Genomic DNA, 18,020 nt, shown 5'->3' on the forward strand with positions numbered 1-18,020 from the left:
GATCAGGCCGAATCTGCTGTAGCAACTTCACGCCGGACACCTGCGGGAACATCGGCTGACTCGCCTGCGCCGTTTTGGTCGGTGTCGGTGTCGGTGTTGGTGTCGGTGTCGGTGTATTGAGTGTTGTCGCCCCGAGCGCTTTCTTGGCGGTCGTCGTCGGTCACACTCGGCGCATGCTCGGGTTCGATGACGGCCGACTGCGACTCGCGCGGCTGCTCCGTCTCCTTGCTATTCGCCAGCGCCAGCCGCCACTGCTTACGTGTCACAGCAATGAAGCCCGATTCGGGTACGGGCAACAAGTTCAACGTGGACGTGAGGGCGGGCAGGCGATCAACATACTGCTGCGCAACGACAACAACGTAGTCGGCATGTCTGAGGTGGTCAGCGAGATCAGGGTCGACGCCGAGTGATAGGCACTCGACAACTTGCACGGCGTCGTGATGTGCGGATGCTCCCGCGATTAGTTCGCCCACGCGACGTGTTCCTGATTCCGGGGATGCTCCCACGACGACGATCGTGCCGCTGTCTGGAGAGCCCAGTTGCGCGAAAAAGCTTCTGGCCGCAGCTTTTTCGGACTCAGAAGGGAAACTGCCGGGTCGGCCGATGGCAAGGGTCGGGGTGAAGGTCTTGGCGATATCGCTGACGTCAGACGAAGAGGTGATGAATCGCTTGCGATTGCGCCAGACGACTGCGCCACCGAGCGCGACGAGCGCGCCTACCACGGCGCCGATGATCGCGGTAACTCCCCAGTTCGACGAAGATCCCGAAGTCGGGGTCGCAGGCTGTACAACGATGGCTGGTGCGCCGGCCGCTGTCTGCAATTGCAATGCCGAGGCCTGCGTGCGTAGTTCTTGGACGCCAGCGCCCCGGCCGGTGCTTTGCTGCTGGGTAATCAGATTGTTGATCGAATTCAGGGCGGCAGTGTTTCGATCCCGCAACTCCCCCGACGAGTGATCCAAGTACGTCGTTATCGCAGTTTCGACGATGCGTTTCGCCTCGATCTCTGTGGGCGCAGTCGCCGAGATCGTCACCACTGCGGAATTGCTGTTCTGTACCGCGCTGATCGACGGATCGGTTTCTGAGCCCAACGTCGATTTCACGCTCTCTCGGAAACCTGAACCCGAGAGGTACGCGATCTCGCCACTGACATAACTCTGCAGCTCGTCGGTCGATGTCGGTTGGCCACTCAACACGGCAGACACGCTGGCGGGCTGCTCGAGCCGCACCATCGCCTCGGCTGAGTGCGCGCTGTTACCCGTTTGCGTCAGTGCTCCGGCCAGGCCCCCCAGGACAGCGCACAACAGTGTGACCGGCCACAGCGCAACCACCCCACGGGTCAGCTGGGCACGATTTAGTACGTGCATCAAAAGAACTCCCCCTATTTACTCGCTGCTACCTTATCCGAGATCGCCAACTTTGCTGAAAAATATCGCCTCAGGCGACGAAACTCACATGAATTCCTCACAGTTCGGTCGGATTTGCGTAGACCCCCCGCGCGTGGGTTGCCGGTGGATGCAACCCCACGATGCGACACGGGAATGCACAAGGTCAGCTGAAGCGTTCCCGCAGGGCGTGTCGGTCGACCTTGCCCGGGCCGCGTAGCGGGAGCTCGTTGAGCTCGATCACCTCGCGCGGCGCGGCGTAGCGGTCGAGTCGTTCGACGACGGCGCTTCGGATGCGGTCGGCGTCGAATCTGGTTCTGCCCGAGGGCACCACGAAGGCGACGACCTTCTCGCCGAGCCGGTCGTCTGGCAGTCCGACGACGGCGCACTCGCGTACGGAATCGTCGTCGAGGATGACGGCCTCGACCACCTGCGGTACCACTGTGAGTCCGCCGGTGGTGATGGCTTCGTCGGCGCGGCCGATGATGCTCAGGACGCCGTGGTCGAGGCGGCCGAGGTCGTCGGTGACGAAGGTCCCGGGAGTTGCGAATGCGGGATGCTCCGGCAGATGACGGTAGCCATGCGCGACCATCGGGCCCGAGAGTGCCACGCGCCCAACACCTTCGGGATTGGGGTCGAGGAGGGTGACGGTGACGCCGTCGAGCGGGATGCCGTCGTAGACGCAGCCGCCGCCGGTCTCACTCATGCCGTAGGTCCGGATGATGGGCAGTCCGGCGTCGAGTGCGCGACGTAGCAGGGGTGTGGGAGTCGCCGCACCGCCGACGAGGAGGGCGTCGGTGCTGCGGAGTGCTGCGGTGGCACGCGGGGAGTCGAGGACTTTGATCAGTTGCGTCGGCACCAGCGAGGTGTAGCGACGCGGACCGTCGAGTGCGTCGAGGGCGTCGGCGAAGGCGTCGGGTTCGAAGCCGGACGAGACGTCGAGGACGCCTGGCGTGAACCCGGCAGCCAGTGCGCGGAGGAGAACCTGGAGTCCGGCGATGTGGTGCGGGGCGAGCGCGAGGAGCCAATTGCCCGGTCCGCCAAGGTATTTGTGCGTCGCGGCCGCTGACGCGGTGAGGGTGTGGGGCGTGTGTTGCGCGCCCTTGGGGGTGCCGGTGGTGCCCGAGGTGGAGATGACGAGCGAGATGACGTCGTCGATGGGGGCGTCGGCGGCCAGGGCGTCGGCGAGGCGCGCCGCGTGCGCGGGGTCGGCGGCCGGGGTGGGCAGGGCGGCCGGGGTGGTCTCGACAAGCTCGACCAGCGGTTGGGGCTCGACCAGCGGAATGGGGGGCGTGGTCTCGACAAGCTCGACCAGCGGTTGGGGCTCGACCAGCGGTTGGGGCTCGACCAGCGGTTGGGGCTCGACCAGCGAGGCGGGCCTGAGCGGCGGTTGGGGAGTGACCATCGCGAGCAGGGTGTCGCGGAGGTCGAGGACCGTCGAGTCGGCAGGCAGGGGGAGTGGTCGCAGGATGCGGGTCACCGCAGCAAAACTACTCCGGCTCGGCGCCGTCGGACGGTGGCGGGTCGAGGGGGTGGTCGTCGAACGGCCAGCCGCGTGACTCGAGGTAGGTGCGGACGCGTTCGATGTCGGCCTCGTGGGGGAGCTCATGGGTGACCTTGGAGATCTTCACCCCGGCGTCGATCTTGGAGATCGGCTCGGGCGGCGGCGCCGACTCGCGGATGAGCTCGCCAGAGACCTCGTCGACTTCGTCCTCACTGAGTTGTCGACGCAGGAGTGCGACGAGGGGGATGTAGTCATCGGTGGGTACGCCGTCGGGATACCCGGCGCGCAACCAGTCGATGATCTTCTTCAGAAATTGCGGCCGATCGGCCACGCCGTCCCCCTCTCGCACACACAGACGCCTTACGCGTTCTGGTCTGCGATTCTAAGCGGTCCGCGCCTGCTCGTGGCAGGCGCGGACCGGATACTCGTGATGGCTGAGGAGTCTCAGCTCACCGTGATCTCAGCTCGGTGAGCTCAGATCCTCGGCGTCGTGTTCAGAACTCTTGGTCTCCGCCGCCAACGGCCACCCGACCGCGGCGAGCCGAGATGCCACCTGGTTGACCTCGTACTCGGTCGGCGGTTGGTCGGAGACCTTGGTGATCGCGCCCGCGATCTGCTCCTCGGTGAGTGGGGTTCCGATTCCCTGCTCGGCGGCGAGTTCCATGCACACGCGCATGATCTGGTCGTCGTCGAGCACCTTGGTCAGCAGAGCGAGCAGCGGCGGGAAGTCGGTGGGTGGGACCCCTTCGGGGTAGCCCTTGCGAATCCAGTTGACGGCGGATTCGAACAGCGACGTGGTGGCCATGATGCCTTTCGGTTCGAAATCGAAATGTCGAGTGGCGCTTGGGTTTACTTGTATGCCCAGGAGGGGAAGAGCTTGATGTCGAAGTAGTAGTTGAGCGTCTGGCGGCAGATCCACAGCAGGCCGATGACGATCACTGCCGCGACGATCGCGAACAAGACGTAGCCCAGCGCGCGCAGCGCGGGATTGGGTGCCGAGGTGGTGCCGTCGGCGTTGAGTCCGCCTTCACCGCGCGCCTCGCAGACCATGCCTACCGCGAACAGTGCGGGCAGACCTGCGCCGAGAACCAGACCGATTGCGAAAACCTTGAGAATCGATTCGAGGATGTCCATGAGATTCAGCTTTTCCTTTAGTCGTCCGTCGTCGTCTCTGGTTGCCTACGTCATCGCTGTCGGATCGGGGACCTGACGCGGACCGTCCTGCGCACTCGGCGGGATGATCGAGTTGGTCTCGTCGTCCCATTCGTCGTTGACGTTGTTGGAATCGACCTTGTTCTGCTGTGCACGCCAGTACATGTATGCCGACGCCGCGACCAGTAGGACGAAGATGACGACAGCGCCGGCGACGTCGCCGAGCAGGTGGCCGAGGCCGTAGCAGACAGCGCCGACGATGCCCGCTGCGGGAAGCGTTGTGACCCAGGCGATGACCATGCGGCCTGCGACGGCCCAGCGGACCTGGGCGCCCTTCTTGCCGACGCCGGAGCCGAGGATCGAGCCGGTGGCGACCTGCGTCGTCGACAGTGCCATGCCGGCTGCCGAGCTGGTCAGGATGATGGCGGCGGAGCTGGCTTCAGCGGCCATGCCCTGCGGGGAGCTGATCTCGACGAGGCCCTTGCCGAGCGTGCGGATGATGCGCCATCCGCCGAGGTAGGTGCCGAGGGCGATGGCTCCGGCGCAGCTGACGACGATCCAGACCGGCAGGCCGTGCTTGACCGACGATGCGCTGAGGTGACCGGTGCAGATCAGGGCGAGTGCGATGACGCCCATCGTCTTCTGTGCGTCGCCGGTGCCGTGAGCAAGGGAGACCAGCGATGCGGTGACGATCTGTCCGCTGCGGAAGCCCTTCTCCTGCTTGGAGACCAGGATCTTTGCGGTGATCTTGAAGATCAACCAGGTGCCGACCGCGGCGACGGCGCAGGCGATGAAGGGCGAGGCGAGCGCGGGGATGATGACCTTCGACAGCACGCCGTGCCAGTCGATGCCGCTCGCGCCCAGCGCGGCGATACCCGAACCGATGAGTCCGCCGAACAGAGCGTGGCTCGAGCTCGACGGCAGACCGAAGAGCCAGGTGAAGAGGTTCCAGAGGATGCCACCGACTAGGCCGGCGAAGATGATCAGTAGAGCTTCGTTGGCGTCGATGCCGGAGATCAGGGCTCCGGACTTGTCTTGTAGGTGAAGGATGTTCTTGGTGATTGTCGCCGCGACCTCGACCGAGAGGAACGCGCCGACGAGGTTGAGGATGGCCGCGATCGTGACCGCGACCTTGGGCTTGAGTGCGCCCGTGGCGATGGATGTCGCCATGGCGTTTCCGGTGTCGTGAAATCCGTTGGTGAAGTCGAAGCCAAGTGCTGTGATGACCAGCAACACGAGGACAAGCATCTCTCCGCTCATGGGCAATATCATGCTGCCCGGATTAAGGTTTCGCCTAAATTAAGTTCGACTGCCGTATGTTTGTGACCTGCGAGTTTGCCTATCTGCACACGGTGTTCACCTAGTGTTCACCGAACTGACCGTGGGCGGACACCGTTTGCGCAGCTAATGTCCGATTTGTGTGCGTGGGGGTCTCGACAAGCTCGACCAGCGGGCGGGGCGCTCGACCAGCGGGCGGAGCTCGACCAGCAGTGGGGGCGAGCGAGCGCTCGGGCGGGTCTCGACAAGCGGTGGGGGCGCTGTGGAAGAATCCGAAACCATGACCGCTTCTGCCATCAAGCTCGGTATGCCCATCAATTACGCCGGTGATTTTCGCGAGACGATCGACAACCTCGTCGACTTCGAGTCGGCGGGTGTCGCTCGAATCGCGGTGCCCGAGGCATACAGCTTCGACGCCGTGAGCCAGCTCGGCTACATCGCAGCGCGCACCGAGAAGATGGAGCTGCAGTCGGCGATCCTGCCGATGTACTCGCGCACACCGTCGAACTTGGCGATGACCGCGGCGGGGCTCGACTTCATCAGTGGTGGTCGCTTCGTGCTGGGTATCGGAGCGTCGGGGCCGCAGGTGATCGAGGGCTTCCACGGTGTGAAGTACGACTACCCGGTGGGGCGCGCGCGTGAGAACGCCGACATCTGTCGACTGATCTGGCGTCGGGAGAAGACGGAGTACCGAGGCAAGCACTACACACTGCCGTTCACCAAGGAGGACGGCGGCACAGGGCTTGGCAAGCCGCTGAAGATCATCAATCATCCTGTCCGCGAGAACATTCCGATGTTGCTCGCTGCTATCGGTCCGAAGAACACCGAACTCGCGGCCGAGATGTTCGAAGAGTTCCAGCCCTTCCTGTTCCACCCCGAGCACGTCGACGTCGCGTTCGGTGAACCGCTGGCAGCGGGCAAGGCGAAGCGCGATCCTTCGCTGCCCGAGCTGGGAATTGTGGTGCAGGCAACCGCACGGGTGACCGAGGACGCCGAGCAGATCGAGAACGCGTCGCAGATGGTTCGGCACCAGGCGGCGCTCTACATCGGCGGAATGGGCGCGCGCGGGAAGAACTTCTACAACCAGCTCACCGTCCGTTACGGCTACGCCGACGCGGCCAAGGAGATCCAGGACCTCTACCTCGACGGCAAGAAGGTCGAGGCTGCCGCGGCGGTTCCCGCAGATCTGGTCGAAGCGATGAGCCTGATCGGTCCGCGTTCACTGGTGACCGAGCGCGTCGCGGCGTTCCGCGCGGCGGGTGTCACGTGCATCCTCGCTGCTCCGGTGGCGCCGACGCATAAGGAGCGGGTCGAAGACATGGCTCAGCTCGCGGAGATCTTCGCGAGCTGAGCCAGCCTTCGTCCGCATTCAGCGGTCAGTTGGTTTTCGTTGATGTGCCCGCCGAGCTCTTGGTTGCGGTTGCTGCTGCCGTTTGTGTAGCGGTCGGCGTTGCCGTTGCCGTCACCTTGGGTGTCGCCGTTGCCGTGGGTGTCGCGGTTGCCGTGGCTGTTGCTGTTGGCGTTGCAGTAGCCGTAACTGTCGGTGTTGCGGTTGGCTTGGACGTTGCAGTCGCAGTCGCCGTGGGTGTTGCAGTTGCAGTAGCCGTGGGCGTTGCGGTTGCACTCGGCGACGCGGTGGTCTTTGTCGTCGACGGACTTGCCGCGGTCGGTGTTGCCGTCGCGGTCGGTGTTGCCGTCGCGGTCGGAGTTGCGGCGGCCGCCGAGGTGGTCGTCGGGGTGGCCGTCGGCGCGGCGGTTGTTGTCGCCGTGGTTGTTGTCGCCGGGACCGTCTCGCTACTTGCTTGTGCGGCAAGCTTTGTGACGGTCGTGGTCGTGGCGGCGTTAGTGCCGTACGCATTGCCCAGCGCTGCCGCCAAGTCGTTCAGCATCTGCTGGAACTGGGCGGCCAGTGCGGCCATCATCTGCTGCAGAGCATCGTTGAGCGCTGTCGACGGGTCCGTGGTTCCGCCGCCCGTATTCCCGCCGCCCGTATTTCCGCCGCCGGTGTTGCCGCCGCCGGTCGACGGTGTACCCGGATTCGATCCGGATGCATACTTCGCGATGAGTTCCGCCAAGACCTGAGCCGCTGGTTTCGCTGTCCAGTCGGTGTGGAAGAGTCCGAAATTGTCTTCAGTGGTGCCGTCTCCGGTCTTGGTGTCACGCGTCTCGTAAATGTAGATCGGTCCGGCGCCGGTCTGCTTCTGCCAGGTCTCGATGAAGTCCTGGATGAAGGCTGCCTGCTGGGCTTCGGTGTACGCGCCGGAGGTCGGTTGGCCGTACTCGGTGATCCAGATCTTCTTCGCGGAGTCGCCATACTGCGTCATCAGCGCTCGGATGGCCGCGATCTGCAGAGAGGGCGCGTCCGGATGGTCGTTCGTCGAGTACGACGCGTCGTACTGGTACGGGTGGTACGAGAGGGCGTTGAAGTATCCCGCCGCGCCTGCCGCGTACATCTGAGAGATGAAGTCGATGGGGTTCAACGTGTTGCCGCTCGTCACGGCAGCGCCGACGACGCCGGCGATCACGACGGCGTCAGGGTCCGCGGCCTTGATGGCGGCGTAGGCGGCCTTGAGCATTGCCGTGTAAGCGGCAGGATCGATTGGGTTGTAGAAGAGGGTTGAGTTGGGCTCGTTCCACACTTCGTACCCTGAAATCTTGCCCTTGTAACGCGTTGCGACCGCAGTCGTGAAACCTGCGTACACGGCTGGATCAGTGTGACCATTGATGATGTTGCCTGCCCACCACGGTGTTGCGGCGATCGTCGCCACCAGGCTGATCCCTCGTGACTGTGCAGCGTTGACAAGCTGGTCGAGTTGGGTCCAGTCGTACACGCCCTGACGATTTTCGACGCTGGCCCACGGGATGAGCACCCGCACGCTGGTCACGCCGAGTGATTGGATCTTGTCGAGGGTCGTGTTCATGTCGGCACTGCTCAACGAGTACAGCGACGAGTCGGCTATGCCGATGGTGGTTGATGATTCATCGATAACCGCCGCCATGGTGTAGGGCAGGGTTACGGTGCGGATCTGAGAAACCGAAGACTTGCCCGCCGGAGAGACGGCAGGGAAGTCGATGGCAACCAGACCGGTGCCGAGAAGTGCTGCAGCGCAGAGCGTTAAAGACCTGGTACGAAGACGTGATGCGGGCATCGGGCAGATTCCTGTCAGTTGCCCCCCTTGACTACAGAGTAGATACAAAAATCGATTCGGGTGAGTTAATTGGGGGTTACTGAACGGTTCGGAGCGGATTCGACTGCGGATTTGTGGATGGGTTTCATGTTGCGGGTTCACAGAAGGGTTTCAGGTTGTCCCGGTTTCAGGTGGGGAGTCGCGCCACAACGCAAAGATGCCCCCGCCGGTGAAGGCGGGGGCATCTGAGGTGGTGCAGCAGGTGGAGCCGAGTGGCGACCGACGTGTCGGGCGGCGTGCTGTCAGATGGCGACGGCTTGGCTGGGCGACTCGATGGAGACGTCTGACTCCACCATCATCCGGACCAGCGACTTGAAGTCGACGCGAGGTTTCCAGCCAAGCTTCTCGTGCGCCTTGGTGGAGTCACCGATGAGGAGGTCGACCTCTGCGGGGCGGAAGAACGCAGGGTCGGTCTCGACGTACCGCTCCCAGTCATCGATTCCGACGGTCTCGAAAGCGACGTCGAGCAACTCGCGAATCGTGTGCGTCTCCCCGGTCGAGATGACATAGTCGTCGGCCTCGTCCTGCTGGAGCATCCTCCACATCGCGTCGACGTAGTCTCCGGCGAAGCCCCAGTCGCGCTTCGCGTCCAAGTTGCCCAGAACCAGCTTGTCCTGGAGGCCCAGACTGATGCGTGCCACGGCCTGTGAGACCTTTCTGGTCACGAATTCAGGCCCGCGCCGCGGGGATTCGTGGTTGAACAGAATGCCCGAGCTCGCATGCATGCCGTACGACTCGCGATAGTTGATCGTCATGTAGTGCCCGTAGACCTTGGCGACGCCGTAGGGCGAGCGCGGCCAGAGCAGCGTCGACTCACGCTGAGGGACGTCTTGCACCTTGCCGAACATCTCCGAGCTCGACGCTTGGTAGAAGCGCACAGCCTTGCCGGAGTCGTCGGAGTAGAAGCGTACGGCCTCGAGCATATTGAGAACGCCGAGACCTGTTACTGCACTTGTCAATTCGGCGTTGTCCCAGGAGTATGCGACAAACGACACCGCACCGAGGTTGTACACCTCGTCGGGCTGAGCCTTTGCCAGTGCCCTGATGAGGCTCGCCAGGTCGAGAAGATTGCCGCTGAGGATCTTCACGTACGGGTGACTGCGTCGCAGTGCCGGCAGCTTGGGGTTGTTCTGCCCACGGATCAGTCCGTAGACCTCGTAACCCTTCTCATGCAGCAATTCGGAGAGATAGAGCCCGTCCTGGCCGGTCACGCCCGTGATCAGTGCGGTTTTCAACGTGTGTTCACCTCAATGCTTGCCAGCAGCCGTGTAGATCCGGCGTCTGAGTGTTTGGACTAAGCAGGAGCAACAACAGAGTCTGCATAGTGTGCGCGCTTGAATTACAACTGATTTCTGCCACCCCGGCAACCGTAGTGGCAGTAGTCACAGACGATGGCAAAACTGTATCAGGAAATATGAAACATTCGCGCGTTCAGCAGCGATATGAACTCAATGCCTACGATCCGTTTCACTCAAACTCACAGGAAACCTGCGGTATCGGGAGGACTGCATAGGAATTGCTTGTCACTCCAATGTCGATCTGACCCCAGGCAGCCAGGCGTGACGCACTGCAGATGTTCCCTTCTGTTCACTCAATGGAAACACGGGATTAGCTGGGGCGAAACGCAACGTGACGTCGACATTCGTCGATGTCAGCGCTAAACGTGATGGTCCGCACATGGCTGTAACGACCGCGATTCGTCGGTCGAATGGTGTGATAGACACGTGGAGACGGTGACAATGTCCGATTCTGTCGTCTGCGCGCGTCAAGCATCTCGGCTGCCAGATTTTAATGTCGGAGCCGCTCGCTGGAAGGAATACTCTCCGCGACTGGGTTACGCTTGCGCGGTGTGTAACGGGAGATGATCTTCGGATTCAACGATGAACCGAGCAGAACACTGTGTATTGCCCTCTTGAGTCAACGTCCACGAATGGCGGTTTCTAAGAAATCATGCGCCTCGCAATAGCTCATGACTACCTCACGCAAAGGGGTGGCGCCGAGAAGGTCGTCTTGGCACTGGCAAAAGCGTTCCCCGACGCGCCCATCTACACCACCCTCTTCGATGCGGACGGTACGTATCCCGAGTTCTCCTCCATGGACATTCGGCCCAGCTTTCTCAACCATGTGGGCCCCCTGCGTCGAAACCATCGGGCGGCACTCCTCGCGCTACCGCCTGCGGCACGGTCGGTGAAGATCGACGCAGATGTCGTGATCGCGAGTTCGAGCGGCTGGTCACACGGGTTTCAGACGACCGGGCGCAAGATCGTCTACTGCTACTCGCCTGCCCGATGGCTCTACCAGACCGATGCGTATCTCGGTGACGGGGCCGGACTGGCCAAGCGGGTCACGCTGGCACTCATGGCGCCATCACTACGTCGCTGGGACCGTAGAGCAGCAGCGCAATGTGATCAGTACCTCGCCATCTCACGCGCCGTCGCAGGCAGAATCAACGACGTGTACGGCCTCGACGCGGCCGTGCTGCCGGCGCCGGTCACACTCACCGCACTGCCGGATTCCGCGATGGAGACTGTCCGCGAGATCGAGCCACTTGTGCGAGAAGGGGACTCGTTCTACCTGTGCGTTTCTCGATTGTTGGCCTACAAGAACGTAGACAAGGTGCTCGACGCTTTCGCCGGCAGTGGACGCAAGCTCGTCGTGGTCGGGCGTGGACCCGAGCGCGATGCGCTTGTGGCAAAGAACCTTCCGAATGTGACCTTCCTCCAGGATCTTTCGGACGCGCAGATGTCGTGGCTCTATCGGCACTGTCGTGCAGTGGTCGCGGCCAGTCTGGAGGACTACGGCCTCACTCCTCTCGAGGGCGCGATCTACGGGAAGCCCTGCGCCGTGCTGCGTTGGGGTGGCTTCTTGGACACAGTCGTCGAAGGTGTGACTGGGGTCTACTTCGACAATCCCGATCCGCGCTCGATTGCTCAGGCGGTGTCCTCGTTGGAGGAGATCGAATGGGATCCACGCGTGATCGCCAACCACACGTCCCAGTTCAGTGAAGAGATGTTCAGTTCGCAGATGCGCCACCACGTCGACAAGCTGGTGCAGTACGCATGAGCGCGTCAGCGCCGATAGCGCTCATCACAGGTGTCGAGGGCCAGGACGGCTGGTATCTGAGCCAGTTGCTGAAGTCCCAGGGTTACGAAGTGCACGGTACGGTTCACCGCAAGCCGAGCATCGGGGACGAGACCGTCGAACAACTGATCGCGAACAGAGTGGGCATCCACGTCGCTGATGTGGTCGATGCCGACAGAATGCGAATGCTGTTCGACGCTGTGCGGCCCGATCACGTCTTCCACCTCGCAGGCGTGTCATCGGTTGCGCGGTCGTGGGAAGACCCGGTCGGCACGACTCGCACCAACTCCATGGGCACAGCTGTGGCGGTCGCCGAGGCCCTTCGGTTTCAGAGCGTGTCCGGTAAACCCGTCACGTTCGTCAACGCGTCGAGCGCAGAGGTGTTCGCGGGATCTGGCCGCGTTCCGATCGACGAGACGGCACCGATCGCACCGATCACTCCGTATGGCGCGTCCAAAGCGCTCGGTCACACGCTGTGTGTTGCCTACCGGGCCAAGGGCCTCGCCGCGTCGAATGTGATCTTGTTCAACCACGAATCGCCGAAGCGGCCCAACACCTTTGTGACCGGTCGGATCGCGGAAACAGTTGCGCGGATCGCGGCAGGGAGCTCCGAGACACTCTCGCTGGGCAACTTGAGCGCGCAGCGTGACTGGGGGTGGGCACCCGACTACGTCGATGCGATGCGTCGGATCGCACTGACCGGACGCGGCGAGGACTACGTCGTCGCTACCGGAACGCTGCACTCTGTCGCCGATTTCGTTGCCGCGGCGTTCGCATCCGTCGGTATCGAGGATTGGGCGCAGCGAGTCGAGGTGGCAGATCACCTCGGGCGACCCAACGACGCCGCGGTGCTCGTCGGCGACTCGACGCGGTTGCGTACCGAGTTGAACTGGGCACCGACGCGGACGTTCGAACAGATCGCAGAGTCCATGGTCAATCACTATGCGCAGAAAGAGATGGCATGACGGTGGAAAGCGCCCGGCAGGATGAAACGGGTTCTGAGCAGAGCGAGCCGACGATCACGCTGCCGCAGCGAGACGACTTCACGCCGCGCTACGACTTCAACGACATCAGTAAGTTGGGCAAGGCGCGCAACAGGATCGGCATCCTGCTGTACAACTCGTTGATCACGCACATCCCGTCGCACACTGTGCGGCAGGGGTTTCTGCGAGCCTTTGGCGCGAAGATCGGGAAGGGCACATCGATTCTTCGTGGCTGCCTCTTCTTCGACATCGACCAGGTGCGGATCGGCGACTACTGCTCCATCGGATTCCGATGCCTGTTCGACGCTCGATCGGGCATTCTGATCGGCGACAACGTGGTGATCGCATCGGACACACAGATCATCGCCGGGCACCACGACCCCAACAGTCCAACCTTTGCGCCGATTCTCAATCCGGTGCGGATCGGTGACTACGTGTGGCTGGCAAGTCGGTCGACCGTGCTCGCGAACGTCGACATCGGTCGAGGTGCGGTGGTTGGTGCGTGCGCACTGGTGACGAAGCCGGTGCACGACCTCGAGATGGTTGCCGGTGTGCCTGCGAAGGTTCGCTCCATGCGAGACCCTGATGCGTTGCAGTATCGGCCGTTCTATCGGCCGCTGCTGTACTGACGATCAGAACCCGGAGAGGCGATCGGAACACGGAGAGGATGCCGCTGCTGTGAATGCAGGATCGGTGAATGCAGGATTACGAGTGATCTACGTTGCGCCCGAGGCTGCCGCGGGTGGCGTCGGTGCATTTGCTGACCTCTTGCTGCCTGCAATCCGTGACCTGGTCGGCGACGTCGTCGAGATCCGCCACGGTAAGCCGGGATCGGACACTGTTGCGCAACTGCGTGCGCGTCGTGCTCAGGTCACCGAGGCGATCGCCGGTGCAGGTGGTCGCGACGTGATCGTGCACAGCGAACTGTCCGGCGGTTCGGTCGAATCTCTGTGGCCGACTGCGCGTCTGGGCGTTCGGTCGACGGCAGTGGTACATGACCCACCCAATCTGGTGTGGTGGCCATTTCGGACCAAGTTCTTGGCGGACCGCCGGGTACTCAACCACGGCCTGCATTTCGGTGCGCGCCCGGTGTCACATCAGGTCGAGAAGTACCTCGGTGCCCGACGTGAGTACTTTGCGCTCAGTGAGATCGGCGCCGAGTCGATTCGCCGCCGATTCCCCGGGGCCACCGTGAAGCGGACCTACCACCCGACCACCACGAGCGTCGAGCTGCCAGAGCCCTCGTTGCGGCCGCGTGCAGTGGGACTCTTCGGGATCGTGTACCGGGGCAAGGGTTTTGAGCACATTGCCCGAATCCGTGAGGTGCTGCCCGACGACATCGAGATCCGCATCGCAGGTCGCGGGACGGAGTCGATTCCGTCATCGCCGGGCGTCACCGTCCTCGGCACGCTCGACGAGGAGCAGCTCGCGGAGTTCTTCGGCTCGATCCAAGCGCTGCTGATGCCGTACGGGCGACGCAGCCCGTACGGGATCGCATACCCGGCGTCAGCGGTTGCGGCGCAAAGCATTTCCCATCAAACGCCCTACATTGCGACCGATCACGGAGCGCTCGGTGAGCTTGGCGCCGAGGGCGGAGCCATCGTCGTGCCGGGCGAAGCGGACGACCTCGCGGGACTCCTGGCCGCGCAGGCGACACAGTTGCTCGACGATCCGGCCCGCATCGGAACCCTCCACGACGAACTCGTGCGCATGTGTAAGGAACGCACACCCAAGCAGGTTGCGGAAGTGCTCGTAGAAACGTGGTCACGGTGAGCCCGTTCGCGGCGGCTCGCGATCTGGCACAGTCGCATTCGCACATCACGAAGGCAGTCGTCGCGGCCATGTGGACGTATGGCGGACGTGGGATCGGGCTGCTGTGGACGCTGATCCTGATCGCCAAGCTCGGCATCGGTGGCTACGGGCAGTACGCCATGGCGTTCGCCCTTGCCGCCATCGCAGCGGCTCCCGTCGACAACCCGTTCAGTGTTCGCGCCATTCGGGAGAGCGAGTCCCGCTTTCTCTCGGAACGATCGGGTCGCGTTCTGGTCGGTCTGACGGCAATGGTCGCCGGAGTGGCGCTCATCGGAGTCAACTACCTCGCATGGTTCGCGTTGCTCGTCGGCGGCGGCGAGGTGGTCTTCAATGCCTACAAGAGCCGTGCCTTCCGCGACGGCGACCCACACCGCGTCATGCGGATGGACACGATCAGGCAAACGACCAGTATCGCGCTGGGTACTGGCTACCTCATGCTGGCGCCGCAGCCAAGCCTTGTCGGTGCCAGTTTGCTCTATGCCGCACCGTATCTGGTGATCGCGTGCGCCTCTGTTCGGATGGTCTGGGGTGTCGCGCCGAAGGCTCCCGGCACACCGCGCATCATCGCGATTCTGTTCACCGAGCACCTTGCCAACGCGGTCTACATCCAGGGCGACATCCTGCTGCTGGGATTCCTCACGAACAGTGACGTGGCCGGCTACTACTCGGTGGCGAGCACATTCGCGTGGGCGGTCGCACAGATCGGTCAATCGTTTGGTGTGACCTACCACGAGAAGCTACGGGCAGCGGGAGGTCACGCGTCCGCCGGGCCTCCGAAGAAGCACGTGTTCATCGTCGCGACGGGTGCGTCGCTAGCGCTTCTGATCGTGGGCGTCGTGCTCCTGTTCACTCCGGTCGCGACCGAGCTGGCCGTGTCGATGATTGTGATGTCGGCGTTCGTGTTCTTGCGGGTGTTCAACTTCGTCTATACGACGCTGCTGTATCTGCAACGGCGCGACGCGGTGCGCACCATCTCGGCGGGCGCTGTCGCGCCGGTCAAACTCGGACTGGTCGCCGTCTTGGCGATGGCAGGGCTTGGTGCTGTCTCGGGCGCGATTGCGTCGGTTGTCGCCGACGCACTGTTGCTCGTGGTGCTCAGCCGTGCCTCTCGTTCTCGCCCACTGGAATCGGGCGACGTTGCAGAGAAGCCGGGCGCTACCGCAGAGATGCTGAGCGATACCGCAGAGATACCAGTGCAAGTACGCGGCGGTCGACATCGTCGTGAAGATCTCGAAAACGAGAGGGGGGTGCTATGGAGCGGGTGACTTTTCTGCTCTCCAAGGATCCGACGACCGAGCACGGCGGCGATATCGCGCTGTCGCGAATCTTGATTCAGATCGCATCCGAGCACTACGACGTCGAGACGGTGTGTCTATCCGGAGAGTCGGGTCCAGCTGCGGATCGTAGCGTGACGCGCGTGCCCAAGCCGCCCGTCAGCGCTCGCTCGCTGCTGACTCGTAGCGCGCGGCGTATGCAGAGCCTCTGCCATGTGCGCTACGACGTCGAAGCGCTTGTCGCCGAATTGAACTCGCGCGAATCGGATGTCTTCATCGCCGAACACAGCTATATGGCCGAGTCGTTTCTCCGCTCGCGGCACGCGGGCACGGCTCCGTTCGTGGTCAATACGGTGAACACCGAGTCGGAAGTCTGGAAGGCCACCCGCGGCTGGATCGGGCGGGTGGAGGCGCCACGAATACTGCGGGACGAGGTCCGTGTGGCGAGGGCTGCGGACGCCGTCGGAACCTACGACCGCGAGGAGGCCGAGTTCTATCGCGATCGGGGAGTTCGGATGGCGCGCTGGATCGACCTGACATTGCCGCCCGCGCCCCGATTGGATCTGACGAGCACCGCGAGGCGATTGGTGTTCATGGGAACGAGAGACTGGCCCCCGAACCAGGAAGCGTTCCTCACTGCACTGCGGCTGTGGCCGAAGATCTCCGACGGCATCAGTGACGCCGAACTGTGCATCATCGGCGCGAAGAAGCCGGGCGCGGTCGATCCGGAATATCCCCAGGGGGTTCAGGACCTTGGCTTCGTCGACGATCTGCAGGAGTTCTTGGGCACGTGCCGCGCGCTGATAGCGCCGGTCTCGACCGGCGGCGGTGTGCGGGTCAAGATCCTCGAGGCCGCAGCCAAGGGCCTGCCCGTGGTGGGGACTTCGGCGGCGATCGGATCGCTCGGGCCGGTGCTCGGGCTCGACCCGCGTGATTCCGACGACGAATTCATCGCCGAGTGTCGACGGTTTCTCCTCGAAACCGACTATTCGACCAAGAACGGCTCGGAACTCTATGAACGGAACGCCTCGCGGTGGGAAGCGGGTGTGCCGCAGGAGTCCGTGCTCGGTTTGATAGCACGTAACCCGGTGCCCGCAGGTAGATGAGACCATAGAACCACCGCATTCACGGACCCCTCACATTCACGAACCCCTCAGACTCACGAACCCCCTCAGACTCACGAACCCCTCAGACTCACGAACAAGGACTGGATATCGCAATGAAGGCGATCGAACGACGAGATCACCAAGGCCCCTCAGCGTCGAAGAAGGGGGGTGTCTCCCGTGTGGCTCCTCGCTGGGCACGGCCGATGATGGTGGTAGCGCTCCTGATCGCGGTAGTCGGTGCTCTCACGACCGTCGCATCCGGCCAGGCACACGCATTCCCGCGAGCCAGCTTCGGTTTCAGTGAGGGCGGGTATTCGCTGAAGAGGTCGAATGCCCAGTTGGCTGCGACGTACAACTCGGCATCCGAGTTGGGAGCCACGTGGTCGAGAATGGTCGCGTACTGGCCCGATATCGAGCCGTCGCCCGGCAAGTTCGATTGGTCGAACACCGACCGACTGGTGAACGGCGCCCGAGCTCACGGATTCCGCGTCGACATCATTCTTCTCGGTGCGCCGACGTGGGCCGGCGGTAACGGTCTGCCCGGCACTCCGCCCAATGCCGCAGCCTTCGGCAACTTCGCTGCGGCTGCGGCGCGGCATCTGGGCTCCAGGGTCGATGCGTACGAGATCTGGAACGAGCCCAACCTCGTCAACATGTTCACGCCGGTCGATCCCGCGCGCTACACGTCGATGCTGCGTGCCGCCTATCCGCGGATCAAGGCGATCGATCCTTCTTCCACTGTGCTCAGTGGTGGACTGGCGAGTACGACTGCGTTGAACCTCGGTGCGTATACGACTCCGCCCGTCGAGTTCCTCAGGCAGATGTATCAGGCCGGCGCTCGAGGTTTCATGGACGCTGTTGCCGATCACCCGTACACATTCCCCTACACCGCCGACCGAGATCCCAACGCGCGGTGGGCGCAGACCACCGCGATGCACGACATCATGCGCGCCAACGGCGACGGCGGAAAGAAGATCTGGATCACCGAATTCGGCGCACCGACAGGGTCGGGTGGCGGTGCAGTGAGCGACGCCGCGCAAGGCGCGATCCTGACCAGTGCGCTGCGCGAGGGCGCGTCGAGGCCCTACATCGGTCCGATGTTCTTGCACTGCATTCAAGATCCGGGAGCCAACCCGTCGAACGTCGAGGACAACTTCGGCGTCACGCGTCTCAACAACTCCAAGAAGCCGGCGTTCTGGGCGGTCAAATCCCAGATCCGGTGAGCCGGGCATCGCTCCCGCAGCACCTACTCGTCGCACT

At 63.1% G+C, this 18,020-nt stretch carries 16 protein-coding genes; 8 read left to right on the forward strand and 8 right to left on the reverse strand.

Annotation, left to right across the window (positions count from 1 at the left end):
• Positions 1-2: 2 nt before the first annotated feature.
• From GOSPT_RS20485 to GOSPT_RS20510, 6 genes are all read right to left on the reverse strand, one after another.
• Entirely contained in the window at positions 3-1,364 is a 1,362-nt protein-coding gene (locus tag GOSPT_RS20485; protein ID WP_005208582.1) for a YveK family protein, read from the reverse strand.
• A gap of 184 nt (positions 1,365-1,548) precedes the next feature.
• The gene (gene menE / locus GOSPT_RS20490; RefSeq protein WP_005208584.1) at positions 1,549-2,862 is read right to left on the reverse strand and encodes an o-succinylbenzoate--CoA ligase; all 1,314 of its coding nucleotides are present in this window, start codon (positions 2,860-2,862) and stop codon (positions 1,549-1,551) included.
• A 10-nt stretch (positions 2,863-2,872) separates the two neighbouring features.
• Entirely contained in the window at positions 2,873-3,217 is a 345-nt protein-coding gene (locus GOSPT_RS20495; RefSeq protein ID WP_039856885.1) for a DUF3349 domain-containing protein, read from the reverse strand.
• A 129-nt stretch (positions 3,218-3,346) separates the two neighbouring features.
• Positions 3,347-3,691: a DUF3349 domain-containing protein gene (locus tag GOSPT_RS20500; protein WP_005208588.1), complete on the reverse strand. Its 345-nt coding sequence runs from the start codon at positions 3,689-3,691 to the stop codon at positions 3,347-3,349.
• A gap of 44 nt (positions 3,692-3,735) precedes the next feature.
• The gene (locus GOSPT_RS20505) at positions 3,736-4,020 is read right to left on the reverse strand and encodes a hypothetical protein (RefSeq protein ID WP_005208589.1); all 285 of its coding nucleotides are present in this window, start codon (positions 4,018-4,020) and stop codon (positions 3,736-3,738) included.
• A gap of 45 nt (positions 4,021-4,065) precedes the next feature.
• A complete protein-coding gene (locus tag GOSPT_RS20510) occupies positions 4,066-5,298 on the reverse strand; it encodes an inorganic phosphate transporter (RefSeq protein ID WP_231894724.1) in 1,233 nt (410 codons plus the stop codon).
• Positions 5,299-5,596: 298 nt separating this feature from the next.
• Here GOSPT_RS20510 and GOSPT_RS20515 point away from each other — a divergent pair, with 298 nt between their 5' ends.
• A complete protein-coding gene (locus GOSPT_RS20515; protein ID WP_005208595.1) occupies positions 5,597-6,667 on the forward strand; it encodes an LLM class F420-dependent oxidoreductase in 1,071 nt (356 codons plus the stop codon).
• Between the two features lie 25 nt (positions 6,668-6,692).
• Here GOSPT_RS20515 and GOSPT_RS20520 read toward each other — a convergent pair whose 3' ends face one another.
• Both GOSPT_RS20520 and GOSPT_RS20525 read right to left on the reverse strand, forming a co-directional pair.
• Positions 6,693-8,465: a cellulase family glycosylhydrolase gene (locus GOSPT_RS20520; RefSeq protein WP_005208597.1), complete on the reverse strand. Its 1,773-nt coding sequence runs from the start codon at positions 8,463-8,465 to the stop codon at positions 6,693-6,695.
• Between the two features lie 281 nt (positions 8,466-8,746).
• Positions 8,747-9,739: a GDP-mannose 4,6-dehydratase gene (locus tag GOSPT_RS20525; protein WP_005208598.1), complete on the reverse strand. Its 993-nt coding sequence runs from the start codon at positions 9,737-9,739 to the stop codon at positions 8,747-8,749.
• A gap of 715 nt (positions 9,740-10,454) precedes the next feature.
• On the opposite strand from GOSPT_RS20525, the gene GOSPT_RS20530 reads away from it, so the two are divergent.
• The 7 genes from GOSPT_RS20530 (at position 10,455) to GOSPT_RS20560 (ending at position 17,983) form a co-directional block, all read left to right on the forward strand.
• Positions 10,455-11,567, forward strand: a complete 1,113-nt coding sequence (locus tag GOSPT_RS20530; RefSeq protein ID WP_005208599.1) for a glycosyltransferase — start codon at positions 10,455-10,457, stop codon at positions 11,565-11,567.
• The gene (locus tag GOSPT_RS20535) at positions 11,564-12,550 is read left to right on the forward strand and encodes a GDP-mannose 4,6-dehydratase (RefSeq protein WP_005208601.1); all 987 of its coding nucleotides are present in this window, start codon (positions 11,564-11,566) and stop codon (positions 12,548-12,550) included. The genes GOSPT_RS20530 and GOSPT_RS20535 overlap by 4 nt, the downstream gene beginning before the upstream one ends.
• Positions 12,547-13,197 (forward strand): acyltransferase, encoded by a 651-nt coding sequence (locus tag GOSPT_RS20540; RefSeq protein WP_005208603.1) that lies wholly within the window; start codon positions 12,547-12,549, stop codon positions 13,195-13,197. The genes GOSPT_RS20535 and GOSPT_RS20540 overlap by 4 nt, the downstream gene beginning before the upstream one ends.
• Positions 13,198-13,279: 82 nt before the next feature.
• Positions 13,280-14,341: a glycosyltransferase gene (locus tag GOSPT_RS20545; protein ID WP_005208605.1), complete on the forward strand. Its 1,062-nt coding sequence runs from the start codon at positions 13,280-13,282 to the stop codon at positions 14,339-14,341.
• Positions 14,338-15,645, forward strand: coding sequence for a lipopolysaccharide biosynthesis protein (locus tag GOSPT_RS20550; protein ID WP_231894893.1), 1,308 nt, complete (start codon positions 14,338-14,340; stop codon positions 15,643-15,645). The genes GOSPT_RS20545 and GOSPT_RS20550 overlap by 4 nt, the downstream gene beginning before the upstream one ends.
• A complete protein-coding gene (locus GOSPT_RS20555; protein WP_005208609.1) occupies positions 15,633-16,760 on the forward strand; it encodes a glycosyltransferase in 1,128 nt (375 codons plus the stop codon). The genes GOSPT_RS20550 and GOSPT_RS20555 overlap by 13 nt, the downstream gene beginning before the upstream one ends.
• A gap of 179 nt (positions 16,761-16,939) precedes the next feature.
• Positions 16,940-17,983, forward strand: a complete 1,044-nt coding sequence (locus tag GOSPT_RS20560; RefSeq protein WP_168431210.1) for a cellulase family glycosylhydrolase — start codon at positions 16,940-16,942, stop codon at positions 17,981-17,983.
• Positions 17,984-18,020 lie beyond the last annotated feature (37 nt).

The sequence above is a fragment of the Gordonia sputi NBRC 100414 genome, assembly GCF_000248055.1.
Classification (GTDB): Bacteria; Actinomycetota; Actinomycetes; order Mycobacteriales; family Mycobacteriaceae; genus Gordonia; species Gordonia sputi.